Below are 23,001 nucleotides of genomic sequence, written 5' to 3'. Positions count from 1 at the left end.
GCAGAAAAGCGGCAGATGTTCAGTTAGAGATTGCCTTTGATGTATCGCGAGGTCAATAATACGGCTTCATCTCTAGGGGTAAGGAATAAAAATGGCAGCGGATAAAGACTTAGAAATTGGCGATGGCCAGGCAAAAAAGAAAAAGTTGTTGATCATCATAGGGGCAGTGGTCGTGCTGGCCGTTGGTGCTGTGGTTGCTGTGCTAATGATGTCAGGTGGTACACCAGAGCCTGAAGTGGCCGAAGAAGGTGCGGAAGCAGCTGCTGTTGTTGTAGACGCAAATGCCCCGGCCACCATGGGCTCTGCTTTGTATGTCAGTATGCCGCGGCCTTTTATCTTTAATGTTCCTGGTGCGTCTAAGGATCGTCTGGTACAAATTAAAGTGCAGCTGTTAGTCAGGGGCGCTAACAATGAAGAAGCAGCTAAAGTGCACATTCCTCTGATTGAAAGTACCCTGTTACGTAACTTCAGTACCAGTAACGCGGAAGAATTGATCACTGTTGAAGGCAAAGAGAACTTAAAGAAAAAAGCACTGAAAGATGTGCAGGAAGCCCTAACGGGTGTGGCTGGCAGTAACGTAGTGGAAGAAGTACTGTTCACTGGTTTTGTGATGCAATAAGAGAGCAATAGCTTGACTGATTTATTGTCCCAGGACGAAATTGACGCGCTACTTCATGGTGTCGATGACGTCGAAGAAGAAGAGGTCGAGGAAAGTGGCGGCGGTCGCGGGCGCTCTGCGACCGAATATGACTTCTCCTCCCAGGATCGTATTGTGCGTGGTCGTATGCCCACGTTGGAGATGGTCAACGAACGTTTTGCCCGTCACATGCGGATTAGCTTGTTCAATATGATGCGTCGTACTGCTGAGGTGTCGATTAACGGCGTGCAAATGATTAAGTTTGGCGAATATGTTCACACTCTCTTTGTTCCAACCAGTTTAAACATGGTGAGGTTCCGTCCTTTAAAAGGTACTGGCCTTATTACAATGGAAGCAAGACTGGTATTCATTCTGGTGGATAACTTTTTCGGTGGCGATGGCAGATACCATGCCAAGATTGAAGGCCGTGAATTTACTCCAACAGAGCGGCGCATCATCCAGATGTTGCTAAAACTAATCTTTGAAGATTACAAAGAGGCTTGGGCTCCTGTCATGGACGTATCCTTTGAATATCTGGATTCCGAAGTCAACCCTGCCATGGCCAATATTGTCAGTCCTACTGAGGTGGTTGTTATCAGCTCCTTCCATATCGAACTGGACGGCGGTGGTGGAGATTTCCATGTGGCCTTGCCTTATTCGATGCTGGAGCCTATTCGGGAATTGCTGGATGCCGGTGTACAAAGCGATAAAGAAGACACTGATTTACGCTGGAGTAAAGCATTACGTGATGAAATCATGGATGTCAAAGTTGATCTGACCACCAAAATGCTGGATGTAGAGGTCACGTTGGAACAATTGATGAATTTACAGGCAGGCGACATTATTCCGGTAGAAATGCCCGATCATATTACAGTCTTGATTGAAGACCTGCCAACCTATAGAGCAAAAATGGGGCGTTCCAGAGACAATATTGCCTTGAAGATTATTGAAAAAATTAAACGACCTGAATCCGTGAAATCAGAAATGCATGTGTTCACCAAAGGCGGCCGACGTCTGGACAGCGATGCAGATATCAGTGAACTGGAAGCGGATTTAAACTTATCTGAACGTGGGGGGAGATAATCATGGCCAATGAACAAGATACGATGGACGAGTGGGCTGCTGCTCTAGCCGAAGCCGAGGGTGGCACTGGTGCCACAGCAGTCGAACTGGATGAATTAAAAGAAGAACCAGCTCAACTGACGGTCGATGAAAAACGCAAACTTGACACTATTTTAGATATACCTGTCACTATCTCTATGGAAGTAGGTCGTGCCAAAATCAGTATCCGTAATTTACTGCAACTGAACCAAGGCTCTGTTGTTGAGCTGGAACGTCTGGCCGGTGAACCACTGGATGTATTGGTGAATGGCACTTTAATAGCGCACGGTGAAGTGGTTGTAGTCAACGACAAATTTGGTATCCGTCTGACCGACGTCATCAGTCAGATTGAACGCATTAAGAAGTTGCGTTGATGCGCTGCGGTCTTTGTCTTTCGGTCTTGAGTCTGGCAGTGTTCAACACTGTTCAGGCTATGGCTGCAGACATAGCGGCTGAAACAACGGTCACAGCTAGCCCTTCTATGGCTGGTAATGGCATGAATGCCATGAATATTATCAATGTGTTTGGTTCTTTGATGGTGGTGCTGGCATTGATGCTGGGTTTAGCCTGGCTCTATAAAAAGCTGGCAATAAAACTACCAGGCTCGAGCCACGTAAAAATTATCAGTTCAGTCATGCTGGGACCGCGTGAACGCTTACTTGTTATTGAAGTGCAAGGTAAACAAAGGGTGCTTGGCGTAACAGCCAATCAAATTAATATGCTGTTTGAGTTAGAGCAACCACTGCCAGATGATCATCTAACGCCTGATTGGCGTGCTCAACTTCAGGCGTTAATAAAAAAACAAAAGTCGAATTCTTAAATGTGGCCACTAATTGCGATAGTACTTTTATTGTTATCTCCTGATTTGCTGGCCCAGCAGGGCGGCGGCTTGTCCGCATTGTCTGTTACCACCAATCCGGATGGTTCTCAGGATTATAGTGTGACGCTGCAAGTTCTCGCAGTCATGACTGCACTGAGTTTCCTGCCAGCCATGGTCATTATGATGACCTGTTTTACCCGTATTATTGTGGTGCTGGCTATTTTGCGTCAGGCCATAGGGTTACAGTCTTCACCTTCAAACCAGATACTGATAGGTATTACGTTGTTTATGACGTTTTTTATCATGGCGCCGGTTTTTGATGAAGTGAATCAAAAAGCACTACAACCTTATCTGGCGGAAGAAATGACCTCCATTCAGGCTTTTGATGAGGCGATAAAGCCAATGAAAGCTTTTATGTTGCATCAAACCCGGATGAAAGATTTAGAAACTTTTGCTGAGATTGCCGGAACACCCAAAGTCGATAATGTTGCCGACTTGCCTATTACTATAGTGATCCCCGCTTTTGTCACCAGCGAGCTAAAAACAGCATTTCAAATTGGTTTTATGATTTTTATCCCATTTCTGATAATAGATTTAGTGGTAGCCAGTATTTTGATGGCCATGGGGATGATGATGTTGTCCCCTATGATTATTGCCTTGCCCTTTAAACTGATGATGTTTGTTTTAGTGGATGGCTGGTTATTAGTGATGGGGACTTTAGCCACTAGCTACGGAGTGGGAACATGAGTCCAGAGGTTTTTGTTGATATTTTGAATGATGCGCTGTGGCTGGTGATTCTGATCGTTTCTATGGCCATTATTCCGTCGCTCATTGTTGGCTTGATTGTGTCAATTTTTCAGGCTGCAACCTCGATCAACGAACAAACCTTAAGCTTTTTGCCGCGTTTAATAGTCACTTTGCTGGCCCTGATGTACGGTGGTCACTGGCTGACCCAAACACTGATGGATTACACCGAGAAACTCTACATGAGCATTCCTACGGTAGTAAGCTGATGGAGTATCCATTACAGCAACTACTTCAGGTGATTGCTGACTTTATGCTGCCTTTTGCCCGCGTGTCAGCCATGATGTTTATTATGGTGGCTTTTGGTGCAAAAAATATTCCCACCCGCGTGAAAGCTGCATTTTGTGCAGCTTTTATTGTGATGATCATGCCAGTAGTACCGCCAGTGAGAGATGTGAACCTGATGTCGCTGAATCTGGTGGTGCAAATGATTCAGCAAATTCTGATCGGTCTGGCAATTGGCTTTATTTCACAAATTTTTGTTCAGGCTTTTGTCACTGCAGGTCAAATTTTGGCGACTCAAACCGGTTTGGGTTTTGCAGCTATGGCTGATCCTGCCAATGGTGTTTCTGTGCCGGCTATAGGTCAGTTCTATTTGATTTTAGCGACCTTATTGTTTTTGGTGTATGACGGTCATTTGATTATGTTTCAGATGGTCGTATTTAGTTTTGAAACTTTACCTATTAACGGCCAGTGGCTGGATGTTAATAAATACTGGCAAGTAGCAGAGTTTGGTAGCTGGATCATAGTGACGGCTCTCGCCATTACCTTGGCGCCAGTCACTGCAATGCTAGTGGTGAATATCGCTTTTGGCGTGTTAACCCGAACAGCACCTCAATTAAATATTTTTTCCATAGGTATGCCCATCAGCATGTTGGCAGGTTTACTGATTATGTGGCTGACTATGGATACCTTTTTGTTTCATTTTAATCTGAATTGGCAGCACGGTATCGAATACACCTGCAAGTTAATTGGCTGTTAAGAGGAGGCTGTTATGGCAGATTCAGGTCAAGAAAAAACCGAAGAACCCACCAGTAAAAAGCTGAGCGACACCCGAGATAAAGGCCAAATTGCCCGGTCCAGGGACTTTGCTACTTTTGCTGTGCTGGTAGGAAGCAGTGCCGGTGTTTTAATTTTTGGTAAAGAGATTGCGGCTGCCGTGCTGGAGGTTTGTCGTCGTTTGTTGTCCTTGGATGAAAAAGACATTTTTAATCCTTATTCGATGTTTTCTGTATGGGGAGACGCTCTGACAGAATTATTTCCCGGATTATTGAAATTTTTTTTACTGATTTTGCTGGCGGCTTATGTCGGAAGTGTGTTGGTCGGTGGTTATAACTTTACCTGGCAAGCTGTTGGCTTTAAATGGAGCAAGCTCAACCCTGTCGCTGGGATCAAACGGATGTTTGGTCTGCAGGCTATAGTGGAGTTGATTAAAAGTATTGCCAAAGTACTAGTGATAGGCGGATTAACTTTTGCCTTGCTCTCTACCTTTTTCGACGACATCATGGCCTTGTCGCTAATGACAAACCCAGAAGATATTTTTGCTTCTGCAGAGATTTTAGCCTGGGTGTTTTTTGGCATTTGTTTTAGTGTCATAGTGATAGCGGCCATAGATGCGCCTTATCAGAGCTGGAAACATCATAAAGAATTAAAAATGACCTTGCAGGAAGTCAAGGACGAGTACAAAAATTCCGAAGGTGACCCTCGCGTCAAAGGTCGGATCCGTAGTCTGCAATATCAGGCTGCGCGCCGCCGAATGATAGCTGCTGTTCCAACAGCTGATGTTGTGGTCACTAACCCGACTCACTTTGCTGTTGCGCTTAAATACGACCAGGCTAAATTCAGAGCGCCATTGGTTGTTGCTAAGGGGGCGGATGAGATGGCGCTTTATATCCGTCGTTTGGCAGAAGAAAACAAAGTGCCAGTGCTCGAATCACCTGCCTTAGCCCGTTCAATTTTTTACACCACAGAGTTGGATCATCCTATCCCAGAGCAGTTGTTTGCGGCCGTCGCTCAGGTTCTTGCTTACGTCTATCAACTGAATATGTATAAAAAAGGGAAAGGAAAACGCCCGAAAAATCTGACGAAAGACTTACCTATACCCGAAGATTACCGGCACTAAAAATGGAGGCCGATCACATTATTAAACGCTAATTTGTGCCGCCTTGATTTTTATGGAACGGTTTTTGTATATCAGCCTGTAGCGTCAGTTATTTGTCAGGCCTTATATGTCGGTGACCCAAGTATTTTCCCGTATTGACCCCGAAGTGCTGTCTTATATCAAAGGTATAGGCACTCCTCTTATGATCCTGGCTGCTTTAGCCATGGTTGTGCTGCCACTACCACCTTTGATGTTGGATATTTTATTTACCTTTAATATCACATTAGGCTTAGTGGTACTGTTAATTACCATCTACACCAGAAAACCCTTAGATTTTGCCATATTTCCCAGTGTGATTCTGGTGGCTACTATCATGAGGTTAACCCTCAATATTGCCAGTACTCGGGTGATCCTACTTGAAGGCCATAACGGCCCGGATGCCGCAGGTAAAGTTGTTGAAGCCTTCGGTGAAGTCGTCATAGGTGGCAATTATGCTGTGGGTCTGGTGGTTTTTATTATTCTTGTCATCATCAATATGATGGTAGTCACCTCTGGTGCCGCCCGAATTTCAGAAGTAACTGCTCGTTTTACCTTAGATGCTATGCCGGGCAAACAAATGGCGATAGATGCTGATTTGAATGCAGGTTTCATCGATGCTGACCAAGCCCGTAAACGCCGTGAAGAGATAGGCGAAGAGGCCGATTTTTATGGCTCTATGGATGGTGCGAATAAATTCGTTAAAGGCGACGCCATGGCTGGTATTGTGATCATGGTGATCAATATCATAGGCGGTTTAGTCATTGGTGTTTTGCAGCACGATTTACCTTTTATGGAAGCTGTTGAAATCTATACTTTACTGACCATAGGTGATGGTCTGGTTGCACAAATACCTGGCTTGTTGTTATCAGTTGGTACCGCCATTATCGTCACCCGTCAGAATAAAGACGGTGATTTTGGTACTCAAATGGCGGGCCAGTTTAGCAATTTCAAAGTTCTGGTGCTCGCCTCCGCTATCCTGACTATTATGGGCATAGTACCTGGTATGCCCCATGTCGCTTTTTTAACTCTGGCGGCAATAGTGGGTGGTGCAGCTTATTATCTGTACAGAATAGAGCATCCAACCCCAGAAAAAGCTGCAGCTATCAAAAAAGCCGAAATGACGACCCCTGTTGAAGTTGCTCCTGTTAAAGAAATTGGCTGGGATGATGTACAACCTGTCGATACTATAGGTTTAGAAGTAGGTTACCGGCTCATTCCTTTGGTCGACAAAGCTCAGGGCGGAGAGCTGCTGACCCGGATCAAAGGTGTGCGTAAAAAACTATCTCAGGAGCTGGGATTCCTGGTCCCAGCCGTGCATATCCGCGACAATCTTGATCTTGAACCTAATACCTACAGGGTCACTATGATGGGGGTGACCACTGGAGAGTCTGAGCTTCGTCATGATAACGAACTGGCTATCAATCCGGGTCAGGTCTTCGGTACTGTAAAAGGTATAGCCACTAAAGATCCTGCTTTTGGTCTAGAAGCGGTCTGGATAGCTAAAAACCAGCGTGAACATGCGCAAACCTTAGGTTATACAGTGGTAGACGCAGCCACAGTAGTGGCCACTCACTTAAGCCAAATCCTAACTAACAATGCAGCTCAGTTGCTGGGGCATGAGGAAGTACAGAACTTACTGGATATGTTGGCCAAGTCTTCACCTAAGCTGGTGGAGGCTCTGGTGCCTGATACCTTGCCACTGACCATAGTCGTGAAAGTGCTGCAAAACCTGCTGCATGAAGGCGTGCCTATCCGGGATATGCGCACTATAGTACAAACATTAGTAGACTACGGGGCTAAGAGTCAGGATGTCGATGTGTTAACCGCCTCCTGTCGCGTCGCCTTAAAACGTCTGATCATTCAGGAAGTGGTAGGGAGTGCCCCAGAAGTTCCAGTGATCACTTTCGCACCTGATTTAGAACAAATGTTACATCAGTCAATGCAATCCGCTGGCAATGATGGCGCAGGCATTGAGCCAGGTCTGGCTGAGCGTATTCAACAGTCCCTGGCCAGCGCTTGTCAGAACCAGGAACTGGCTGGCGAACCAGCAGTTTTACTGACGTCCGGTATTCTTCGATCAGTTATGGCACGATTCGTGAAATACAGTATTCCAGGATTACGGGTTTTGTCTTACCAAGAGATCCCTGACAACAAACAAATCCGCATTGTCAGTGTGGTAGGCCAGTCGAATTAGGAGTTAAGCTATGAAAATCAAACGCTTTGTTGCCAAAGACATGCGTACTGCTTTGACAGAAGTTAAAGAGTTTTTAGGCCCTGATGCTATTATTCTGTCGAATAAAAAGGTAGCTGGCGGTGTTGAAATTGTGGCTGCTATTGACCCCGAAGCCTTGCCAGCTAAGGCTGCGTCAGAAATTCAAGCCTCAGCTCAGCCTGCTGTTGGCGCTCGTGTCAATATCAAAGTGGATGATGAGGCTGAACCTGCACCCGCCGATTCTCTGCAGGCCCTGTTGGCCCGGCAAATTAGTAAACAACCTGCGGCTGCACAGGCTATCTCTGCCAATAAAATGGCGGCTGCAAAAACAGCTGCGGCAACCAATGCGTTATTTTCGGTCGCAAATTCAGCAACTGTCGATAGTGAACGTCAATCTTCCGGCGCTTCAGCTTTAAACCTGAGCGAGTTAACCCGTTATCAGGAGCAACAAGCCAAACTGATGCAAAAGCAGTTTGATGCCATGCGTAACGAAATGTCGTCGATGAAGCAACTATTGCAACATCAGGTATCTGGACTGATGTGGCAGGATTTAGCCCGGCGTGAACCTGTCCGTGCTTTGGTGATTGAAAAGCTGTTAGCTCTGGGGTTATCCGAGCCTGTATCCGATCAGATTGCTTGTTTTATGCCTGAAGACATTAGCGATGCTGAAGCTTGGGATAGCGCGTTGGAGTTACTGACCGGGCAGTTGAGTACCACCAATGACGATATTATGCGCCGTGGCGGAGTTGTGGCTTTGGTTGGTCCTACTGGTGTAGGAAAAACCACTACTGTGGCTAAGCTGGCTGCTCAATTTGCAAAGCGCCATGGTGCAGATCAGGTGGCGTTAATCACTACGGATTCATTCCGCATCGGTGCCTACGAGCAACTGGCTACCTTTGGCCGGATTATAGGTTGCCCGGTAAAGCAGGTGAAAGATAGCGAAGAGTTAGCTATGCTGTTAAATCAGTTACAACAACGTAAATTGATACTGATTGATACTGCCGGTATGAGCCAGCGAGATGTTCGTTTAGCTGAAAAACTTGCCTCCTTAGTGCATAATTCGCGTGTCAAAATAAAAAGTTATCTGGTATTGTCTGCAACATCTCAAGCTCGCGTCATGCAGGAAACCGTTGAGCATTTCAAACGTATTCCATTAGCGGGTTGTATTTTCACCAAACTTGATGAATGCTTAAGTTTGGGAGAAATCATTAACGTGGCAATACAAAATGCGTTACCGGTCAGTTACTTGACTCATGGCCAACGAGTCCCTGAAGATATTGAAATGGCAGACGCAAAAACAATGGTTGCCAAGGCAGAGCAGTTACGGACCTCTAATAGTAGTACGGGTTACCAGTGGTATTCAGATGCAGTGACCCGGGTGGAAGGAACCTATGCATAATCTTCCGATGAATGATGATCAAGCCAGTGGCCTGAGAAGAATGAACCAACAGCAACAGATGGTAAAAGTAATAGCAGTGACAGGGGGGAAAGGTGGCGTAGGTAAAACCAACGTGACATTGAACCTTGCTATGGCTATGGCTCAACTGGGTAAAAAAGTATTGGTTTTGGATGCTGACCTGGGGTTGGCAAATTGCGACGTCATGCTTGGACTGCGGGTCCAGAAAAACTTATTTCATGTGTTATCTGGCGAAGCTGAGCTGGATGATATTCTTATCGAGGGGCCTTTCGGTATCAAAATAGTGCCTGCGACCTCAGGTACTCAATCCATGACTGAGTTAAAACCAGTAGAGCATGCTGGCCTTATTCGTGCTTTTAGCGAAATGCGGACACGTTTTGATATTCTGCTGGTTGATACTGCTGCAGGTATTTCAGACATGGTGCTAAGCTTTTCCCGTGCTTCTCAAGATGTTTTAGTGGTGGTCTGTGATGAGCCCTCATCAATCACAGATGCCTATGCATTGATGAAAATCCTTAGTCGTGAACACGGTGTGCAACGTTTTAAAATTGTCGCCAATATGGTGCGCAGTTTAAAAGAAGGTCAGGAGTTGTTTGCTAAGTTAAGTCGGGTCACGGATCGATTTTTAGATGTCAGTCTGGAATTAGTTGCTACTATTCCTTTTGACGAGAACGTAAGAAAAGCGGCTCGTAAGCAAAAAGCCTTTGTGGATGCTTTTCCAAAAACGCCCGCTTCCTTGGCTATACGAACTTTAGCAACCCGTGCCGTACAATGGCCTGTGCCTCCTGTGGCCTCCGGTCATCTGGAATTCTTTTTAGAGCAGTTGGTACAACAACCTGAAGCGAGAGGTCTGGTTTGAATAGCAAGCTTGCAGCCTATGGCGCCGCAGATCAACTAACTCAAATGGTCGAGCGGCATGCCCCTTTGGTGAAGCGTATTGCTTACCACTTGTTAGCCCGGTTACCCGCTAGTGTATTGGTCGATGACTTAATTCAATCGGGTATGATTGGGCTGATTGAAGCGGCGAAAAATTTTGATGGCAGTAAAGGAGCAAGTTTTGAAACCTTTGCTGGTATTCGTATTCGAGGTGCTATGCTGGATGAAATTCGCCGCGGCGACTGGACTCCACGCTCGGTGCACCGCAATTCTCGTATGATAGCTGAGGCTATCGCAGAACTGGAAGCTGAACTGGGTCGTGATGTAAAAGATAGTGAAGTTGCTGAAAAACTTGATATATCCTTAGATGAGTATCATCATATGTTGAGTGATGCCAGCAGTGGTCGAATTATTGGTATCGAAGATCTGGGCATCTCGGATGATGTTTTAGTGACGGCAAATGATAAAGATGACGATCATTTGTATGAACAACAGGCAACTGATGCGTTTCAACAGGCGTTGATAAAAAATATCAGTAGCTTACCGGAGCGAGAAGCGATAGTGTTGTCTCTGTATTATAATGACGAACTAAATTTGAAAGAGATTGGTGCTGTGCTGGATGTCAGTGAGTCCAGAGTCAGTCAAATTCATAGTCAGGCGCTGGTGCGCTTGCGCTCCAGAATGCAGGATTGGTTGTAATAGTTTGAGTTAGTCCAGCTTGGGCTCTCACCGGAGGGGATTTTGGATAAGAATATGAAAATTCTTGTGGTTGATGATTTCTCAACCATGAGACGCATTATTAAAAACCTGCTAAGAGATCTTGGCTTCACCAATGTGTCTGAAGCTGATGACGGCAGTACCGCTTTGCCTATGTTGCAAAATGGTGATTTCGATTTTGTAGTGACAGACTGGAACATGCCAGGTATGCAGGGTATAGACTTGCTTCGTGCAATTCGTGCTGATGCTAAGCTGAAACATATTCCTGTGCTGATGGTTACCGCTGAAGCCAAAAAGGAACAGATCATTGCTGCTGCACAGGCTGGAGTGAACGGTTACATTGTCAAACCTTTTACCGCTGCGACCTTACAGGAAAAACTGGCTAAAGTATTCGAACGCTTAGGTTAAACCGTAACCGACAAAGGAGTACACTATGTCTGTAACTACGGCACCTTTGATTACTTTAGAGCAAGCCAGAGAACTGGTTCAATTGTTGGAGTTTGGTGAAACCGACGCAGCAAATGAACTGGTACAACAGTTGGCCGTTCCTGGTTCTTCTGAGTTATTTGCCGAGGTTGGAAAACTGACCCGGCAATTGCATGACTCGTTAAAAAGCTTCCAAATTGATCCATCTTTAAGTTCGTTGCTGGAAGATGATATTCCGGACGCCAAAAAACGCTTGAATCATGTAATCGATATGACAGAACAAGCCGCCAATAAAACCATGGATGCTGTAGAAAACTGTCTCCCAATAGCCGACGAATTGAATTCCCACTTACAATCTATTTTGCCAAACTGGCAAAAGCTGATGAGTCGCGATTTAAAAGTCGGTGAGTTCAAAGCCTTATGTCACAATCTTAATGGCTTTTTGCATCAAGCCACCGGAAACTCTGCTACCTTACATGCGAGGCTGACCGAAGTTTTGATGGCGCAGGATTATCAGGATTTGACGGGGCAGATTTTACGGCGGGTCATCGAATTGGTCCGGGAAGTGGAAGACAGCTTAATTGGTTTATTAACAGCCTTTGGCCAGACCAATCTGAGCACGGAAGCGCGTCCCGCAGCCGTATCAAAAAAACCAAAAGCAGGTCACGAAGCTGAAGGCCCTATTATCGACGCAGCAGAGCGTGATGATGTGGTGTCCGGTCAGGATGATGTTGACGATTTATTATCAAGTTTAGGTTTCTAAAAGGGGAGCTGTAGCATGGGCTTTGATTTAGATGAGGATATTTTACAGGATTTCCTAGTCGAAGCCGGCGAGATCCTTGAACTACTGCAAGAGCAGTTGGTTGAGTTGGAAAACAATCCGGATGACGCAAATTTATTAAATGCCATTTTCCGTGGTTTTCACACTGTTAAAGGTGGCGCTGGGTTTTTATCGCTGACAGAATTAGTAGACGCCTGTCATGGCGCCGAAAACGTGTTTGATATTCTTCGTACCGGCAAACGCCGTGTTACTGCAGAATTGATGGATGTTATCTTACAAGCGCTTGATGCGGTCAATGCTATGTTTGCAGACGTGCAAAATCGCGCTCCTTTAACCCCTGCTGACCCTGCTATTATCGAAGCTCTGCACCGTCTGAGTATGCCAGAGTCTGAAGATGAACAGACCCAGCACGCTCCTGCTGCAGAACCTGAACCAGAACCTGAAATCAGCATGGAAGAATTTGATGCTGTGGTAGAGTTTGCAGCTGCACCAGCTGTTGAAAGCTCTGCGTCTATTGACGAAATCAGCGATGATGAGTTTGAATCTTTACTGGATGAATTGCATGGCAGCGGTGCGCCCGGCCGTGATACCTCTGCAAACTTACCACCTCCTGCGACTAAAGAAACCGCAAGCGAAGACATTACTGACGATGAATTTGAAGCCATTTTAGATCAATTGCATGGTCAGGGTTCCTTTATACCCGGAGAAACAGCAGCTGCAGTGCCAAAAGCTGTAGACAAGGCGCCGGCTAAAACTGAAGAAAAACCTAAGGTAGCCAATACAGACGATATCTCTGACGATGAGTTTGAATCTTTGTTGGATGAATTACACGGTAAAGGCAAAGCTCCGATCGGTCCAGCTGAAGCCGCTGCTGCTGCAGCTAAGGTCGTTCCAGTTGCAAAAGCTGCTGCCAAAGCCGTTGAACCCGCAAAAGTTGCAACTCCGGCTGCACCTCCTGCACCAGCGCCAAAAGCTGCACCTGTTGCTGCAGCAGCAAAAGATGCTGATGCGGATCCTAAAGCTGCTGCGAATCAACCTGAAACTACGGTTCGTGTTGATACCAAACGTTTGGATCAGATCATGAATATGGTCGGCGAGTTGGTTTTGGTGCGTAACCGTTTAGTCAGTTTATCCGGCTCGGCTCAAAATGAAGAAATGAGCAAAGCCATAGCTAACCTGGACGTAGTGACTGCAGACTTACAGGGCGCAGTGATGAAAACCCGGATGCAGCCGATCAAAAAAGTCTTTGGTCGCTTCCCTCGAGTAGTTCGGGATTTAGCCCGTTCGCTGCAAAAAGATATCAATCTGGTGCTGGAAGGCGAAGAAACAGATTTAGATAAAAATCTGGTGGAAGCTCTGGCTGATCCATTAGTTCACTTAGTGCGAAACTCGGTTGATCACGGCATCGAGATGCCTGATGTTCGTGTGAAAGCGGGTAAACCACGCACAGGTTTAGTCCGGTTAGCCGCATCTCAGGCTGGTGACCATATTTTGTTAACCATCACAGATGATGGTGCAGGTATGGATCCAGAAAAACTGAAGGGCATAGCCATTAAACGCGGTGTGCTTGAGCCTGATGCCGCAGCTCGTATGTCAGACACTGAAGCCTTCAATCTGATTTTTGCGCCAGGTTTCTCAACCAAAGAACAAATTTCTGATATTTCGGGCCGTGGTGTGGGTATGGACGTGGTGAAAACCAAAATTACCCAGCTCAATGGCACTGTGCATATCAATTCTAAACTGGGTCAGGGTACTATTCTTGAGATTAAAGTGCCCTTAACTCTGGCGATCTTACCTACCTTGATGGTGATAGTAGGTGAGCAGACCTTCGCTTTGCCTTTAGCTACAGTGAATGAAATTTTCCATCTGGACTTAGCTAAGACAAATAATGTTGATGGTCAGTTGACTATAGTGGTCAGAAACAAAGCTATACCGTTGTTTTACCTCGAGCACTGGCTCGTCAGAGGCTCGACCAAGAAGATACGCCGCGAGCAGGGCCATGTGGTGATAGTGCAAATCGGCACTCAGCAAATTGGTTTTGTAGTGGACTCTTTGATTGGTCAGGAAGAAGTAGTGATCAAGCCTCTGGATGCCTTACTGCAAGGTACACCTGGTATGGCTGGCGCTACTATTACGTCAGACGGTGGTATAGCCCTTATTCTGGATGTGCCTAACTTGCTGAAACATTATGCCAAACGCTCCAAAATAAAATTTGATCGCTTTGACAAGTTCTCAGCTTAAGAGAGTGAACTATGACCATAAGGGTATTAGTTGTTGATGACTCCAGTTTTTTCCGTCGCCGACTGACGGAAATACTGAGTCAGGATGCCGAGTTAGAGGTCATCGCTACCGCCAATAATGGCAAAGAGGCGGTAGAAAAAGCTTTAGCCTTAAGGCCTGACGTCATTACGATGGACATCGAAATGCCGGTAATGGATGGCATTCAGGCTGTACGTGAAATTTTAAAAGTCCAACGTACTCCCATTCTGATGTTCTCCTCGCTGACGCATGAAGGTGCAAAAGCCACTTTAGACGCATTAGAAGCCGGCGCTATCGACTTCCTGCCGAAGAAATTTGAAGACATTGCTCGTGACAAAGCAGAAGCCGCTGATGTGTTGCGTCAGCGTGTCAAGACAGTCGCCAGACGTCGCGTGATCAGCAGACCCTCAAGTTTAACCGGGTCTGCCAATTCCATCTTAGCATCCCGTGCTTCAGCTACGCCTGCAGCAAGCTCAACCGCTATACCAGCGAGAGCGCCTTTGGCTCAAAGCCTTGCTGCCAGAGCCTTAGCTGAGCGTGCTGAATTGCAAACTCGTGCTGCAGAGCGGGCCGAAACTCATCGTTCAGTCAGCTTTGATTCCAGCGGCAAAAACTACAAACTGGTTGCTATCGGCACTTCTACCGGTGGACCTGTTGCGTTGCAGCAAATTATCACCGCTTTGCCGGCCAATTTCCCTTTGCCGATAGTCCTTATTCAGCATATGCCTGCGGCCTTCACCGGTGCTTTTGCCAGCCGGTTAAATGGTCTGGCTAAAATTGAAGTGAAAGAAGCAGCAGACAACGATGTGTTGCGTCCTGGCGTAGCTTATTTAGCTCCAGGTGGTAAACAAATGCTGGTAGATGGGAATGAAAATCAGGCCAGGCTTAGGGTGCGTGAAGATGATTCTCCTCGTATCACCTTTAAGCCCAGTGTAGATGTTACTTTTGGTACCGCAGCAAAAGTTTTTAACGACAAAGTGCTGGCTATAGTGCTGACAGGTATGGGCTCGGATGGTCGGGAGGGTGCTCGTCTGCTTAAACAGGCTGGTTCCCGTATTTGGGCTCAGGATGAAGCCAGTTGTGTGGTCTATGGCATGCCACAAGCCGTTACTGCTGCTGGCTTAACAGATCTTGAAGTGGCGTTATCTGAAGTAGCTACTCGCATTGTTTCCGAAGTAGGCAATGGATAAGCTTACTTTTGCCGGGATCCTGATTGTATTAGTTGCCATAGTAGGGGGCTTTAGTCAGGAAGGTGGCGACGTCTTCACTTTGTTGCATTGGCCCGCCTTTGTGATTGTGTTTGGTGGTACTTTGGGTGCTGTGCTTATTCAAAGTCCTGCCTCGCAGTTTCGGTTGAGTATCAGTCTGCTGCCTTGGGTGATCCGGCCGCCTAAGCTTGATTTTGACGCGACGATCGAACGCATGACTCAGTGGGGGCACTCAGCGCGGTTGCAAGGTTTTTTGTCCTTGGAACAGGATGCATTAAATGAAAAAGAACCTCTACTAAAACGCGGTTTAAACTTATTGGTAGACGGCACAGAAGCTAAAGTACTGCAGGATATTCTTGATACTGAGCTGCATCTGGACAAAGAACGTTTATTAAGAGCGGCCAAGGTGTTCGAAGCCATGGGGGGCTACAGTCCGACTATAGGTATAGTGGGCGCTGTGTTAGGGCTTATTTTAGCCTTATCCAATATTTCTAACCCCGACGACTTAGGTCAAGGTATAGCTATAGCTTTTGTCGCTACTATTTACGGTGTGGGTTTAGCTAACTTTGTTTTTATACCTATCTTTAATAAAATCAGAGCGTTAGTTGAGGAGCGAGCGCTATTTCACTCCATGATTATTGAAGGTTTGTGTTCTATAGCTTTAGGTGAAAACCCTCGTTATGTAGAATCTAAGTTGATGGCATACAGAGCAGCTTAAATGTACAGACCTCGCCGTTCGCCAGCCATTGAACCTGAGAAGTCAGACGCAGAACGTTGGTTGGTGTCTTACGCTGACTACATGACCCTGTTGTTTGCACTTTTTGTTGTGCTCTATTCGATGGCCACCATGGAGCGGGAGCAGATTAAGGCTGTGCAGGACACTATTGCTAAGGTTTTTGTGACAGGGGATATCACGGCAACAACTAGTCAGAGCGACTTGGTTCAAACTAAGCCTGAGTCGGGTCAGGCAAAAAGTGATTTCGAGCTGAATGATTCAGGTTTAGAGGAGCCACAGGGACCTTCTGTGTCAGCTGACAAGCCTAAGCTGGATTACATCGACAAGACAGAATTCGGTAGCCCTTTAGTGGGAATGCAAAAAGAGATAAATCTGGCTCTGCATAGTTTAATCGAGTCAGGTTTAGCTAAAGTAACATTGGATGAAGATTGGTTAACAGTTGAATTAAATAGTGGTTTATTGTTTGGCAGCGGCAGCGCGCGGGCAAATAGCTCAGCTTCTGTGGTGATGACTGAATTAACTGCTATTTTAAAACAGTCGAATAATATTTTAAGGGTGCGGGGTTATACTGATTCGGTACCTATTCGTACTGAGCAGTTTCCGTCCAACTGGGAATTGTCTGTCGCCCGGGCTGCCTCTATAGTTCGTTTATTGGAAGACTTAGATATAGCTCCCGAGCGTATGGCGATTGAAGGCTATGGTCAGTATTCGCCTTTTGCAGACAATGCGACAGCTCAAGGTCGTAGTCAAAACCGTAAGGTGGTCATAGCTCTGTCAAAATATGCTTATCAGCCTGTGACGGTTAAAGCGTCAGAGTCAGTTGAGACTGAAACCGAAGTGGAACAGGCTGCAGAGTCTGCAGCTATGCAGCAACAGAATAAAATACGGGTGATCCGTTTGCCTCATGGTGGCATCCGGATCACGACCAGACCGCCTGAACCAGGCGAAGAAGAACCACCTAGTCAGTAGGAAAAGTAAATTGGTTGTTTGGACTATCGCAAATCAAAAAGGTGGGGTTGGCAAAACGACCACCACAGTAACTTTAGGCGCTTTGCTTGCACAGCGTGGTCATCGTGTTTTACTGATCGATACTGACCCTCATGGCTCTTTGACTTACTACTTTGGCATTGATGCTGAAGAGTTGGAAGTCAGCGTTTACGACATTTTTTTGCGTGGTAAAGATATTACCGGTGAAGAGATCCTGCAGTCACTTTGCCCTAGCGGTATGGACAATTTAGACATATTACCAACGTCTATGGCGTTGGCTACTTTGGACCGCTCGCATGGTCAACAAGGTGGTATGGGGCTTATTTTGAAAAAAGCTCTGCAAAAAATTGAAAAAGACTATGACTACGTATTGATTGACTGCCCTCCCGTTATTGGTGTGTTGATGGTGAATGCCATGGCAGCCTGCGATCGAATTCTGATCCCGGTGCAAACCGAATTTTTGGCATTAAAAGGTCTGGATCGGATGATTGCTACAATGCAACTTATGCATAGCTCATCGCCACAAGACTATGCTTTTACCATAGTGCCCACTATGTATGATAAAAGAACTAAGGCCTCGCTTGATGCTTATAAAGCACTTAAAGCCCAGTATCAGGAGAGAGTATGGTCAGCTGTTATACCTATAGACACCAAATTCCGTGATGCCAGTCTTGCTCAGACTCCACCACCTGTATTCGCGCCAAAATCCCGCGGCGTTTTTGCGTACAATACATTGCTAACTTATTTATTGCAGTTAGCACCGGAGGACTAAGATGAGCGATTTACAAGCCAGCCAAAAAGTGATGAAGCATTACATGAATGCTTTATTGACAGAGGACGTGGTTGAAACGCCTATTGATCAAGCCAAAAAACAGCAACTGAATGCATTACTGGCGACTGTTTCAGCTCCTGTTATTGCCCCTGTGAAAACTCCGGCACAGGTAAAACCTGCAGTTGTAGCTCCAGTAGTGGCTCCAGCTGTAAAAGCACCGGTGGCAACTCCGCTAGCCCCCGTTACAGAGCAAGTGAAGCTTGCTGCTGTTGTTCCAGCTGTACAAGCTGCAGCGCCTGTGGTGAAAGAATATCGAAAAGGCCGTTTTCAAGCGTTGTTTTTTACTGTCGCAGGCTTAAAAGTTGCGTTACCCTTGAAAGCGCTGGGCGGTATTCATAAGATAATGCCTGTCAGCTCTTTGCCAGGCCAGCCACAATGGCTTAAAGGCGTGATGTTATACCGTGAGCAGAAAATTAACGTCGTTGATACTGCACTTTGGGTCATGCCAGAAAAATATGATCAAGAGCTGGCAGAAAAGCTAAACTATCAATATGTTATTATGCTAGGCAATAGTCATTGGGGTTTGGCTTGTGATACCTTGGTCAACACTATTGCTCTGGAGCAAGACGAAGTAAAGTGGCGGGAGACCGAAGGTAAAAGGCCATGGCTCGCCGGTTTAATTAAACAACATATGTGTGCTTTGCTGGATGTCGATGCTCTTATCGCTTTACTGGCAAAGGGCATGAATAGTCAAGACTGAGTTCAGAATACAAGCATTTAACCTCTGGGTAGGAGCTAGGCATGAGTAATTTAACAGCACAATCTGGCAAAACTAAAGAAGTCACAGACTTAGTGCTGCAATGGGTGACCTTTAAACTGCAGGAAGAAACCTACGGTATTAATGTCATGCAGGTGCAGGAAGTTCTGCGGTACACCGACATAGCCCCAGTGCCAGGTGCGCCTGATTATGTGATGGGCATTATCAATTTACGTGGCAACGTCGTCACAGTCATTGATACCCGATCACGTTTTGGTTTAGCGCCCTCAGAAGTCACAGACAATAGCCGTATTGTGATCATTGAATCAGAACGGCAGGTTATAGGTATTATGGTCGACAGCGTCGCTGAGGTTGTGTATCTGAAGCAATCTGAAATCGATACAGCACCAAACGTAGGCACTGATGAAAGCGCTAAGTTTATTCAAGGGGTATCAAATCGTGATGGCGAGCTGTTAATCCTGGTCGATCTGAACAAGCTTTTATCTGACGACGAATGGGAAGAGATCCGTAGCATTTAATGGCTAATCTTCTGACTGAATTCTCATGGGTATGGCTGCTACTCATAGCAGCCATACTGCTGCTTTCTGCTGTTATGGCAATGCTTGGTTCACGCCAAATCAAGAAATTGCTAAGTATCATCAATGAAAATGCAGCTGCGACCTGGCAACAGCAACAACAGTTTGAGCAACTGAGTCAGCAGTTGGAGCTACAAGCGCAGAAACTTAAGCGTGCACATCAGGATATCGAAGAGTTGCGGTCTACTGTTATTGGTGTTGGACAAAGAGTTCTGACATTAGAGAGTCATCTTGGCCAAGGTATGCAACAAGTTGCGGAATTGGCTGAGCAACAAAAATCACTGCATTTGTTTGACCCAGAGTCAAAAATTTACAGCAGAGCCATGAAAATGGTCCATCTAGGTGCCAGCCTGGATGAAATCATGCTCGAGTGCGAACTGCCACAGGCAGAAGCTGAACTGCTATTTAATCTGCATAAGCAAACTCAATAATCTAACAAGCAGAAAACTTGGCTCAAATCATTTCAGTTAATCATATATGAACTCGGAACAACGAGTGTCGAACACAGTGCATTTAACGCGATAAATCAGACAGATAAACACGCCCTAATCCATACCAGTAGCTTCAGCCTTTACTGACCGCATTCACAGATTTTTGTAGATCTCAGCGCGCTTTGCGGTACGCCAGAGCTGACTTTGGCTAGACGAAGCAAGGTACAGAAGAGCGAAAAGAGCTTTGGTCAGTTTCACAGCTTAAGCCATCACATCAGGTTAACCACTGTGACCTGACGTCATTCTGCTATAGTTTAGCGACAAAGAAAGCTTCATTTCCGGATAAGCTATGCATCAGCCAATTCTTGTTCATCATGGTGCTACTGACGGTGTAACAGGCTCCTGCCATCAATATTATTTCAATCGCCAACAAAGTGTTCTGATCGATTGTGGCTTGTTTCAAGGGGTCGAACAGGGCAGGAACAAAGCGGGAGCAGACGCTGCCCAAATAGAATTTTCTCTGCATGGCATTCAAGCCTTGCTATTGACTCACGTGCATATTGATCATGCGGGTCGTATTCCCTATCTGATAGCTGCTGGTTTCAAGGGCCCAATCTATTGCAGCAAGGCCTCTGCTTTGCTCTTGCCGCTGGTTTTAGAAGACGCATTGAAAATGGGCGTGACGAAAAATAAAAGGCTGATCAGCGGCTTCATCCGGGCGCTTTCACGTCAACTAAGACCTTGTGATTACAATAACTGGTATCCACTGGAAGGCTGCGATACTGTTGTTGATGTGCGTTTTCAAAATGCGGGTCATATACTAGGCTCTGCCTATATTGAAATTCGACACTCTATTCCACACACACTAGCTGCTCCACATCAAGCTGAGTACAAAGCTGTGTTCTCGGGCGATTTAGGATCACGAGATACGCCTTTGCTGCCTGACCCTACTCCGCTTGATAGTGCCGATTTATTGGTACTTGAAAGTACATATGGCGATAAAAATCACGAAAACCGTAAAAACCGCCAAGAGCGTTTACAGCAGATGTTGCAGAAAGCGCTGAGCGATAATGGCACAGTTCTTATTCCTGCATTTAGTATAGGCCGTACTCAGGAGCTGCTTTATGAGCTCGAAGATATAATTCATCGAATGCGGGGGCAAGCTATTCATAACGAGCTGAAGTGGGAACAGCTGCATATTATTGTTGATTCGCCTTTAGCTGCTGGTTTTACTTCAGCTTACAAAGAGTTAAAACAGTTCTGGGATCAAGAGGCAAAACAAAGAGCGCAAAATGGCCGTCACCCTTTGCAGTTTGAGCAACTACTGACGGTAAACTCTCATGATGACCACCAAAACCTGGTCCGGTATCTGGCCGAAACCGGACGGCCCGCTATAGTGATAGCGGCCAGTGGCATGTGTGCCGGTGGCAGGGTAGTCAATTACCTGAAAGCTTTGCTGGGTTCAGCTCAGCATCAAATTCTGTTTATTGGCTATCAGGCACGCGGCACACCGGGTGCCGCATTACTCAGGCTAGGTAAAGCAGGTGGCGAATTAATGTTGGATGGACAAAAATATCCAGTGCGGGCTGAAGTTATCCAACTTGGTGGGTATTCAGCACATGCAGATCAGCAGGATTTACTTGCTTTTGTTGAGGGCATGCGAAAAGCGCCTGAGCAAATCCGGCTGGTACATGGCGACGAGGAGGCTAAACGAGAACTGAAACGACAACTGCAAGCACGAGGCTATCAGGTTGTTATTGGCTAATGGCTCAGATTGGCGAGCTTGCCACTTGTTAATTTTAAGTTCTCATTCAGCCTGATTGTTTTACTCTGCCTGCATTGCATAAATTCTGATACCATTTCGGTAGTTTCAGCTCAGTGGAAGTCCCTATGATCAAAGTATTAAGTGTGTTTGGCACCAGACCAGAAGCTATAAAAATGGCGCCTTTAGTGAACTTATTAAAAGAAACTTCAGGCATTGAAAGCAAAGTGTGTGTAACAGGCCAGCACAAAGAAATGCTGGATCAGGTACTGAAGCTGTTTGACATAGTGCCAGATTACGATTTGGCCATTATGAAAGCTGGCCAGGATTTATATGACGTCACGACAAGTATTCTTCTTAACATCAAAGCTGTTTTACGTGATTTCAAACCCGATATAGTCTTGGTACACGGCGATACCAGTACCACCTTTGCCGCAGCATTAGCCTGTTACTACGAGAAAACAGCAGTAGGCCATGTCGAAGCAGGGCTTCGTACTGGCAATATTTATAGTCCCTGGCCAGAAGAGGCCAACCGTAAGTTAACTGGTGCTTTAACTAAACTGCATTTCGCACCAACAGAGACGTCTAAACAAAATCTGCTTAAGGAAAATATTGACCCCACCGGCATTGTAGTGACTGGCAATACAGTGATTGATGCTCTGCATCAGGTGGTGGCAAAAATTGATGGTGATGCCAATTTAACTGAAAACTTTGAGCACCAATTCCCCTATGGTTTGAATGGACGTCGTTTAGTGCTGGTTACAGGTCACAGACGTGAAAGTTTTGGCGATGGTTTTGAGCAAATTTGCGCAGGCTTAAAACAAATTGCACAGCAATTCCCCGACACAGATGTGGTCTATCCTGTGCACTTAAACCCCAATGTACGTGAACCTGTGTTTCGTTTGTTAAGCGACACGTCCAACGTGCATTTAATAGAACCCCAGGATTATCTGCCTTTTGTTTATTTGATGAGCCGCAGCACAGTAGTGCTTACCGACTCGGGCGGTATTCAGGAAGAAGCACCATCTTTAGGAAAGCCTGTGCTGGTCATGCGAGATACCACAGAGCGCCCTGAAGCAGTAGCTGCTGGTACAGTCAAACTGGTCGGCACAGACGCCAGCGTTATCGTACAGGAAGTGAGCAGATTGTTAACGGACAAAGCCTACTATGAGCAGATGAGTTTCGCCCATAACCCTTATGGTGATGGCAAAGCCTGTGCTCGGATTATTGAGGCGATAAAAGCAGGCTTTTAAGCTATTTTGACAGTATTTATAGCGGCGAAATGTGAATAAACATTTCGCCTTTGTTACCTTTAATACACAATTTTTCCATAGACAAAAACAGCGTAATTCGCTAAAGTCGCGGCCGGTTTTGTGTTGCAATAAAACTACGAAGGACATTTGGCATCAGGATGTGCAGAAACCCTCACTGAGTTACTTCTGACATAACGCTGGTTTAACACTAAAAGACGTGCGAAAAGCAAAGTTTGGCCATACTTTTTTGTCCGAAAAACCAACGAAGTTGGAAAAAGAGGCTTGAGTTTGCTGCATAGCGACAGCCAA

Annotated in this window: 24 protein-coding genes; all 24 read left to right on the top strand. The window is 45.9% G+C overall.

All coding sequences use genetic code 11. The features are described 5' to 3' along the window. Positions 1–91 precede the first annotated feature (91 nt). The 24 genes from fliL to wecB all read left to right on the top strand — a co-directional run bounded on the left by fliL (position 92) and on the right by wecB (position 22,692). The gene (gene fliL / locus EMM73_RS07140) at positions 92–619 is read left to right on the top strand and encodes a flagellar basal body-associated protein FliL (protein WP_127685754.1); all 528 of its coding nucleotides are present in this window, start codon (positions 92–94) and stop codon (positions 617–619) included. A gap of 12 nt (positions 620–631) precedes the next feature. Further along, positions 632–1,720 carry a flagellar motor switch protein FliM gene (gene fliM / locus EMM73_RS07135; RefSeq protein WP_127685753.1) on the top strand — a complete coding sequence of 363 codons (1,089 nt, stop codon included), beginning with the start codon at positions 632–634 and terminating at the stop codon, positions 1,718–1,720. Between the two features lie 2 nt (positions 1,721–1,722). Then, complete coding sequence (gene fliN, locus EMM73_RS07130; RefSeq protein WP_127685752.1) at positions 1,723–2,112, top strand: flagellar motor switch protein FliN; 390 nt, start codon at positions 1,723–1,725, stop codon at positions 2,110–2,112. Positions 2,113–2,150: 38 nt separating this feature from the next. Beyond that, on the top strand, positions 2,151–2,558 hold the full coding sequence (gene fliO, locus EMM73_RS07125) for a flagellar biosynthetic protein FliO (RefSeq protein WP_261373347.1): 408 nt from the start codon (positions 2,151–2,153) through the stop codon (positions 2,556–2,558). Beyond that, positions 2,559–3,305 carry a flagellar type III secretion system pore protein FliP gene (gene fliP / locus EMM73_RS07120; RefSeq protein WP_127685750.1) on the top strand — a complete coding sequence of 249 codons (747 nt, stop codon included), beginning with the start codon at positions 2,559–2,561 and terminating at the stop codon, positions 3,303–3,305. Next, complete coding sequence (fliQ, locus tag EMM73_RS07115; RefSeq protein ID WP_127685749.1) at positions 3,302–3,571, top strand: flagellar biosynthesis protein FliQ; 270 nt, start codon at positions 3,302–3,304, stop codon at positions 3,569–3,571. Before fliP ends, fliQ begins: the two co-directional genes overlap by 4 nt. Next, positions 3,571–4,344 (top strand): flagellar biosynthetic protein FliR, encoded by a 774-nt coding sequence (fliR, locus tag EMM73_RS07110; protein ID WP_127685748.1) that lies wholly within the window; start codon positions 3,571–3,573, stop codon positions 4,342–4,344. Before fliQ ends, fliR begins: the two co-directional genes overlap by 1 nt. A 12-nt stretch (positions 4,345–4,356) precedes the next feature. After that, positions 4,357–5,484 carry a flagellar biosynthesis protein FlhB gene (gene flhB / locus EMM73_RS07105; protein WP_127685747.1) on the top strand — a complete coding sequence of 376 codons (1,128 nt, stop codon included), beginning with the start codon at positions 4,357–4,359 and terminating at the stop codon, positions 5,482–5,484. 106 nt (positions 5,485–5,590) lie between these two features. After that, positions 5,591–7,696 (top strand): flagellar biosynthesis protein FlhA, encoded by a 2,106-nt coding sequence (flhA, locus tag EMM73_RS07100; protein WP_127685746.1) that lies wholly within the window; start codon positions 5,591–5,593, stop codon positions 7,694–7,696. A gap of 10 nt (positions 7,697–7,706) precedes the next feature. Then, entirely contained in the window at positions 7,707–9,113 is a 1,407-nt protein-coding gene (gene flhF, locus EMM73_RS07095) for a flagellar biosynthesis protein FlhF (protein ID WP_127685745.1), read from the top strand. Beyond that, positions 9,106–9,990 carry a MinD/ParA family protein gene (locus EMM73_RS07090; protein ID WP_186435152.1) on the top strand — a complete coding sequence of 295 codons (885 nt, stop codon included), beginning with the start codon at positions 9,106–9,108 and terminating at the stop codon, positions 9,988–9,990. Before flhF ends, EMM73_RS07090 begins: the two co-directional genes overlap by 8 nt. Then, entirely contained in the window at positions 9,987–10,706 is a 720-nt protein-coding gene (locus EMM73_RS07085; RefSeq protein ID WP_127685744.1) for an RNA polymerase sigma factor FliA, read from the top strand. The genes EMM73_RS07090 and EMM73_RS07085 overlap by 4 nt, the downstream gene beginning before the upstream one ends. 54 nt (positions 10,707–10,760) lie before the next feature. Next, positions 10,761–11,132, top strand: coding sequence for a chemotaxis response regulator CheY (cheY, locus tag EMM73_RS07080; RefSeq protein ID WP_008898490.1), 372 nt, complete (start codon positions 10,761–10,763; stop codon positions 11,130–11,132). A 25-nt stretch (positions 11,133–11,157) separates the two neighbouring features. Then, positions 11,158–11,913: a protein phosphatase CheZ gene (locus EMM73_RS07075; protein ID WP_127685743.1), complete on the top strand. Its 756-nt coding sequence runs from the start codon at positions 11,158–11,160 to the stop codon at positions 11,911–11,913. Between the two features lie 15 nt (positions 11,914–11,928). Next, entirely contained in the window at positions 11,929–14,172 is a 2,244-nt protein-coding gene (locus EMM73_RS07070; RefSeq protein ID WP_127685742.1) for a chemotaxis protein CheA, read from the top strand. Positions 14,173–14,183: 11 nt separating this feature from the next. After that, positions 14,184–15,380 (top strand): protein-glutamate methylesterase/protein-glutamine glutaminase, encoded by a 1,197-nt coding sequence (locus tag EMM73_RS07065; RefSeq protein ID WP_127685741.1) that lies wholly within the window; start codon positions 14,184–14,186, stop codon positions 15,378–15,380. Further along, the gene (locus EMM73_RS07060) at positions 15,373–16,116 is read left to right on the top strand and encodes a flagellar motor protein (RefSeq protein ID WP_127685740.1); all 744 of its coding nucleotides are present in this window, start codon (positions 15,373–15,375) and stop codon (positions 16,114–16,116) included. The genes EMM73_RS07065 and EMM73_RS07060 overlap by 8 nt, the downstream gene beginning before the upstream one ends. Continuing rightward, entirely contained in the window at positions 16,117–17,103 is a 987-nt protein-coding gene (locus EMM73_RS07055; protein ID WP_127685739.1) for a flagellar motor protein MotB, read from the top strand. It begins immediately after the preceding gene. A gap of 10 nt (positions 17,104–17,113) precedes the next feature. Next, positions 17,114–17,893, top strand: a complete 780-nt coding sequence (locus EMM73_RS07050; protein ID WP_127685738.1) for a ParA family protein — start codon at positions 17,114–17,116, stop codon at positions 17,891–17,893. Between the two features lies 1 nt (position 17,894). Next, positions 17,895–18,653, top strand: a complete 759-nt coding sequence (locus tag EMM73_RS07045; protein WP_127685737.1) for a chemotaxis protein CheW — start codon at positions 17,895–17,897, stop codon at positions 18,651–18,653. 41 nt (positions 18,654–18,694) lie between these two features. Continuing rightward, positions 18,695–19,189 (top strand): chemotaxis protein CheW, encoded by a 495-nt coding sequence (locus EMM73_RS07040; protein ID WP_127685736.1) that lies wholly within the window; start codon positions 18,695–18,697, stop codon positions 19,187–19,189. After that, positions 19,189–19,677, top strand: coding sequence for a DUF2802 domain-containing protein (locus tag EMM73_RS07035; RefSeq protein ID WP_261373346.1), 489 nt, complete (start codon positions 19,189–19,191; stop codon positions 19,675–19,677). Before EMM73_RS07040 ends, EMM73_RS07035 begins: the two co-directional genes overlap by 1 nt. Before the next feature lie 349 nt (positions 19,678–20,026). Beyond that, positions 20,027–21,442 carry an MBL fold metallo-hydrolase RNA specificity domain-containing protein gene (locus tag EMM73_RS07030; protein ID WP_127685735.1) on the top strand — a complete coding sequence of 472 codons (1,416 nt, stop codon included), beginning with the start codon at positions 20,027–20,029 and terminating at the stop codon, positions 21,440–21,442. A 125-nt stretch (positions 21,443–21,567) separates the two neighbouring features. After that, positions 21,568–22,692: a non-hydrolyzing UDP-N-acetylglucosamine 2-epimerase gene (wecB, locus tag EMM73_RS07025; protein WP_127685734.1), complete on the top strand. Its 1,125-nt coding sequence runs from the start codon at positions 21,568–21,570 to the stop codon at positions 22,690–22,692. Positions 22,693–23,001 lie beyond the last annotated feature (309 nt).

The sequence above is a fragment of the Rheinheimera sediminis genome, from assembly GCF_004005375.1.
GTDB lineage: Bacteria > Pseudomonadota > Gammaproteobacteria > Enterobacterales > Alteromonadaceae > Pararheinheimera.
This window is presented reverse-complemented; position numbering and strand designations above follow the sequence as displayed.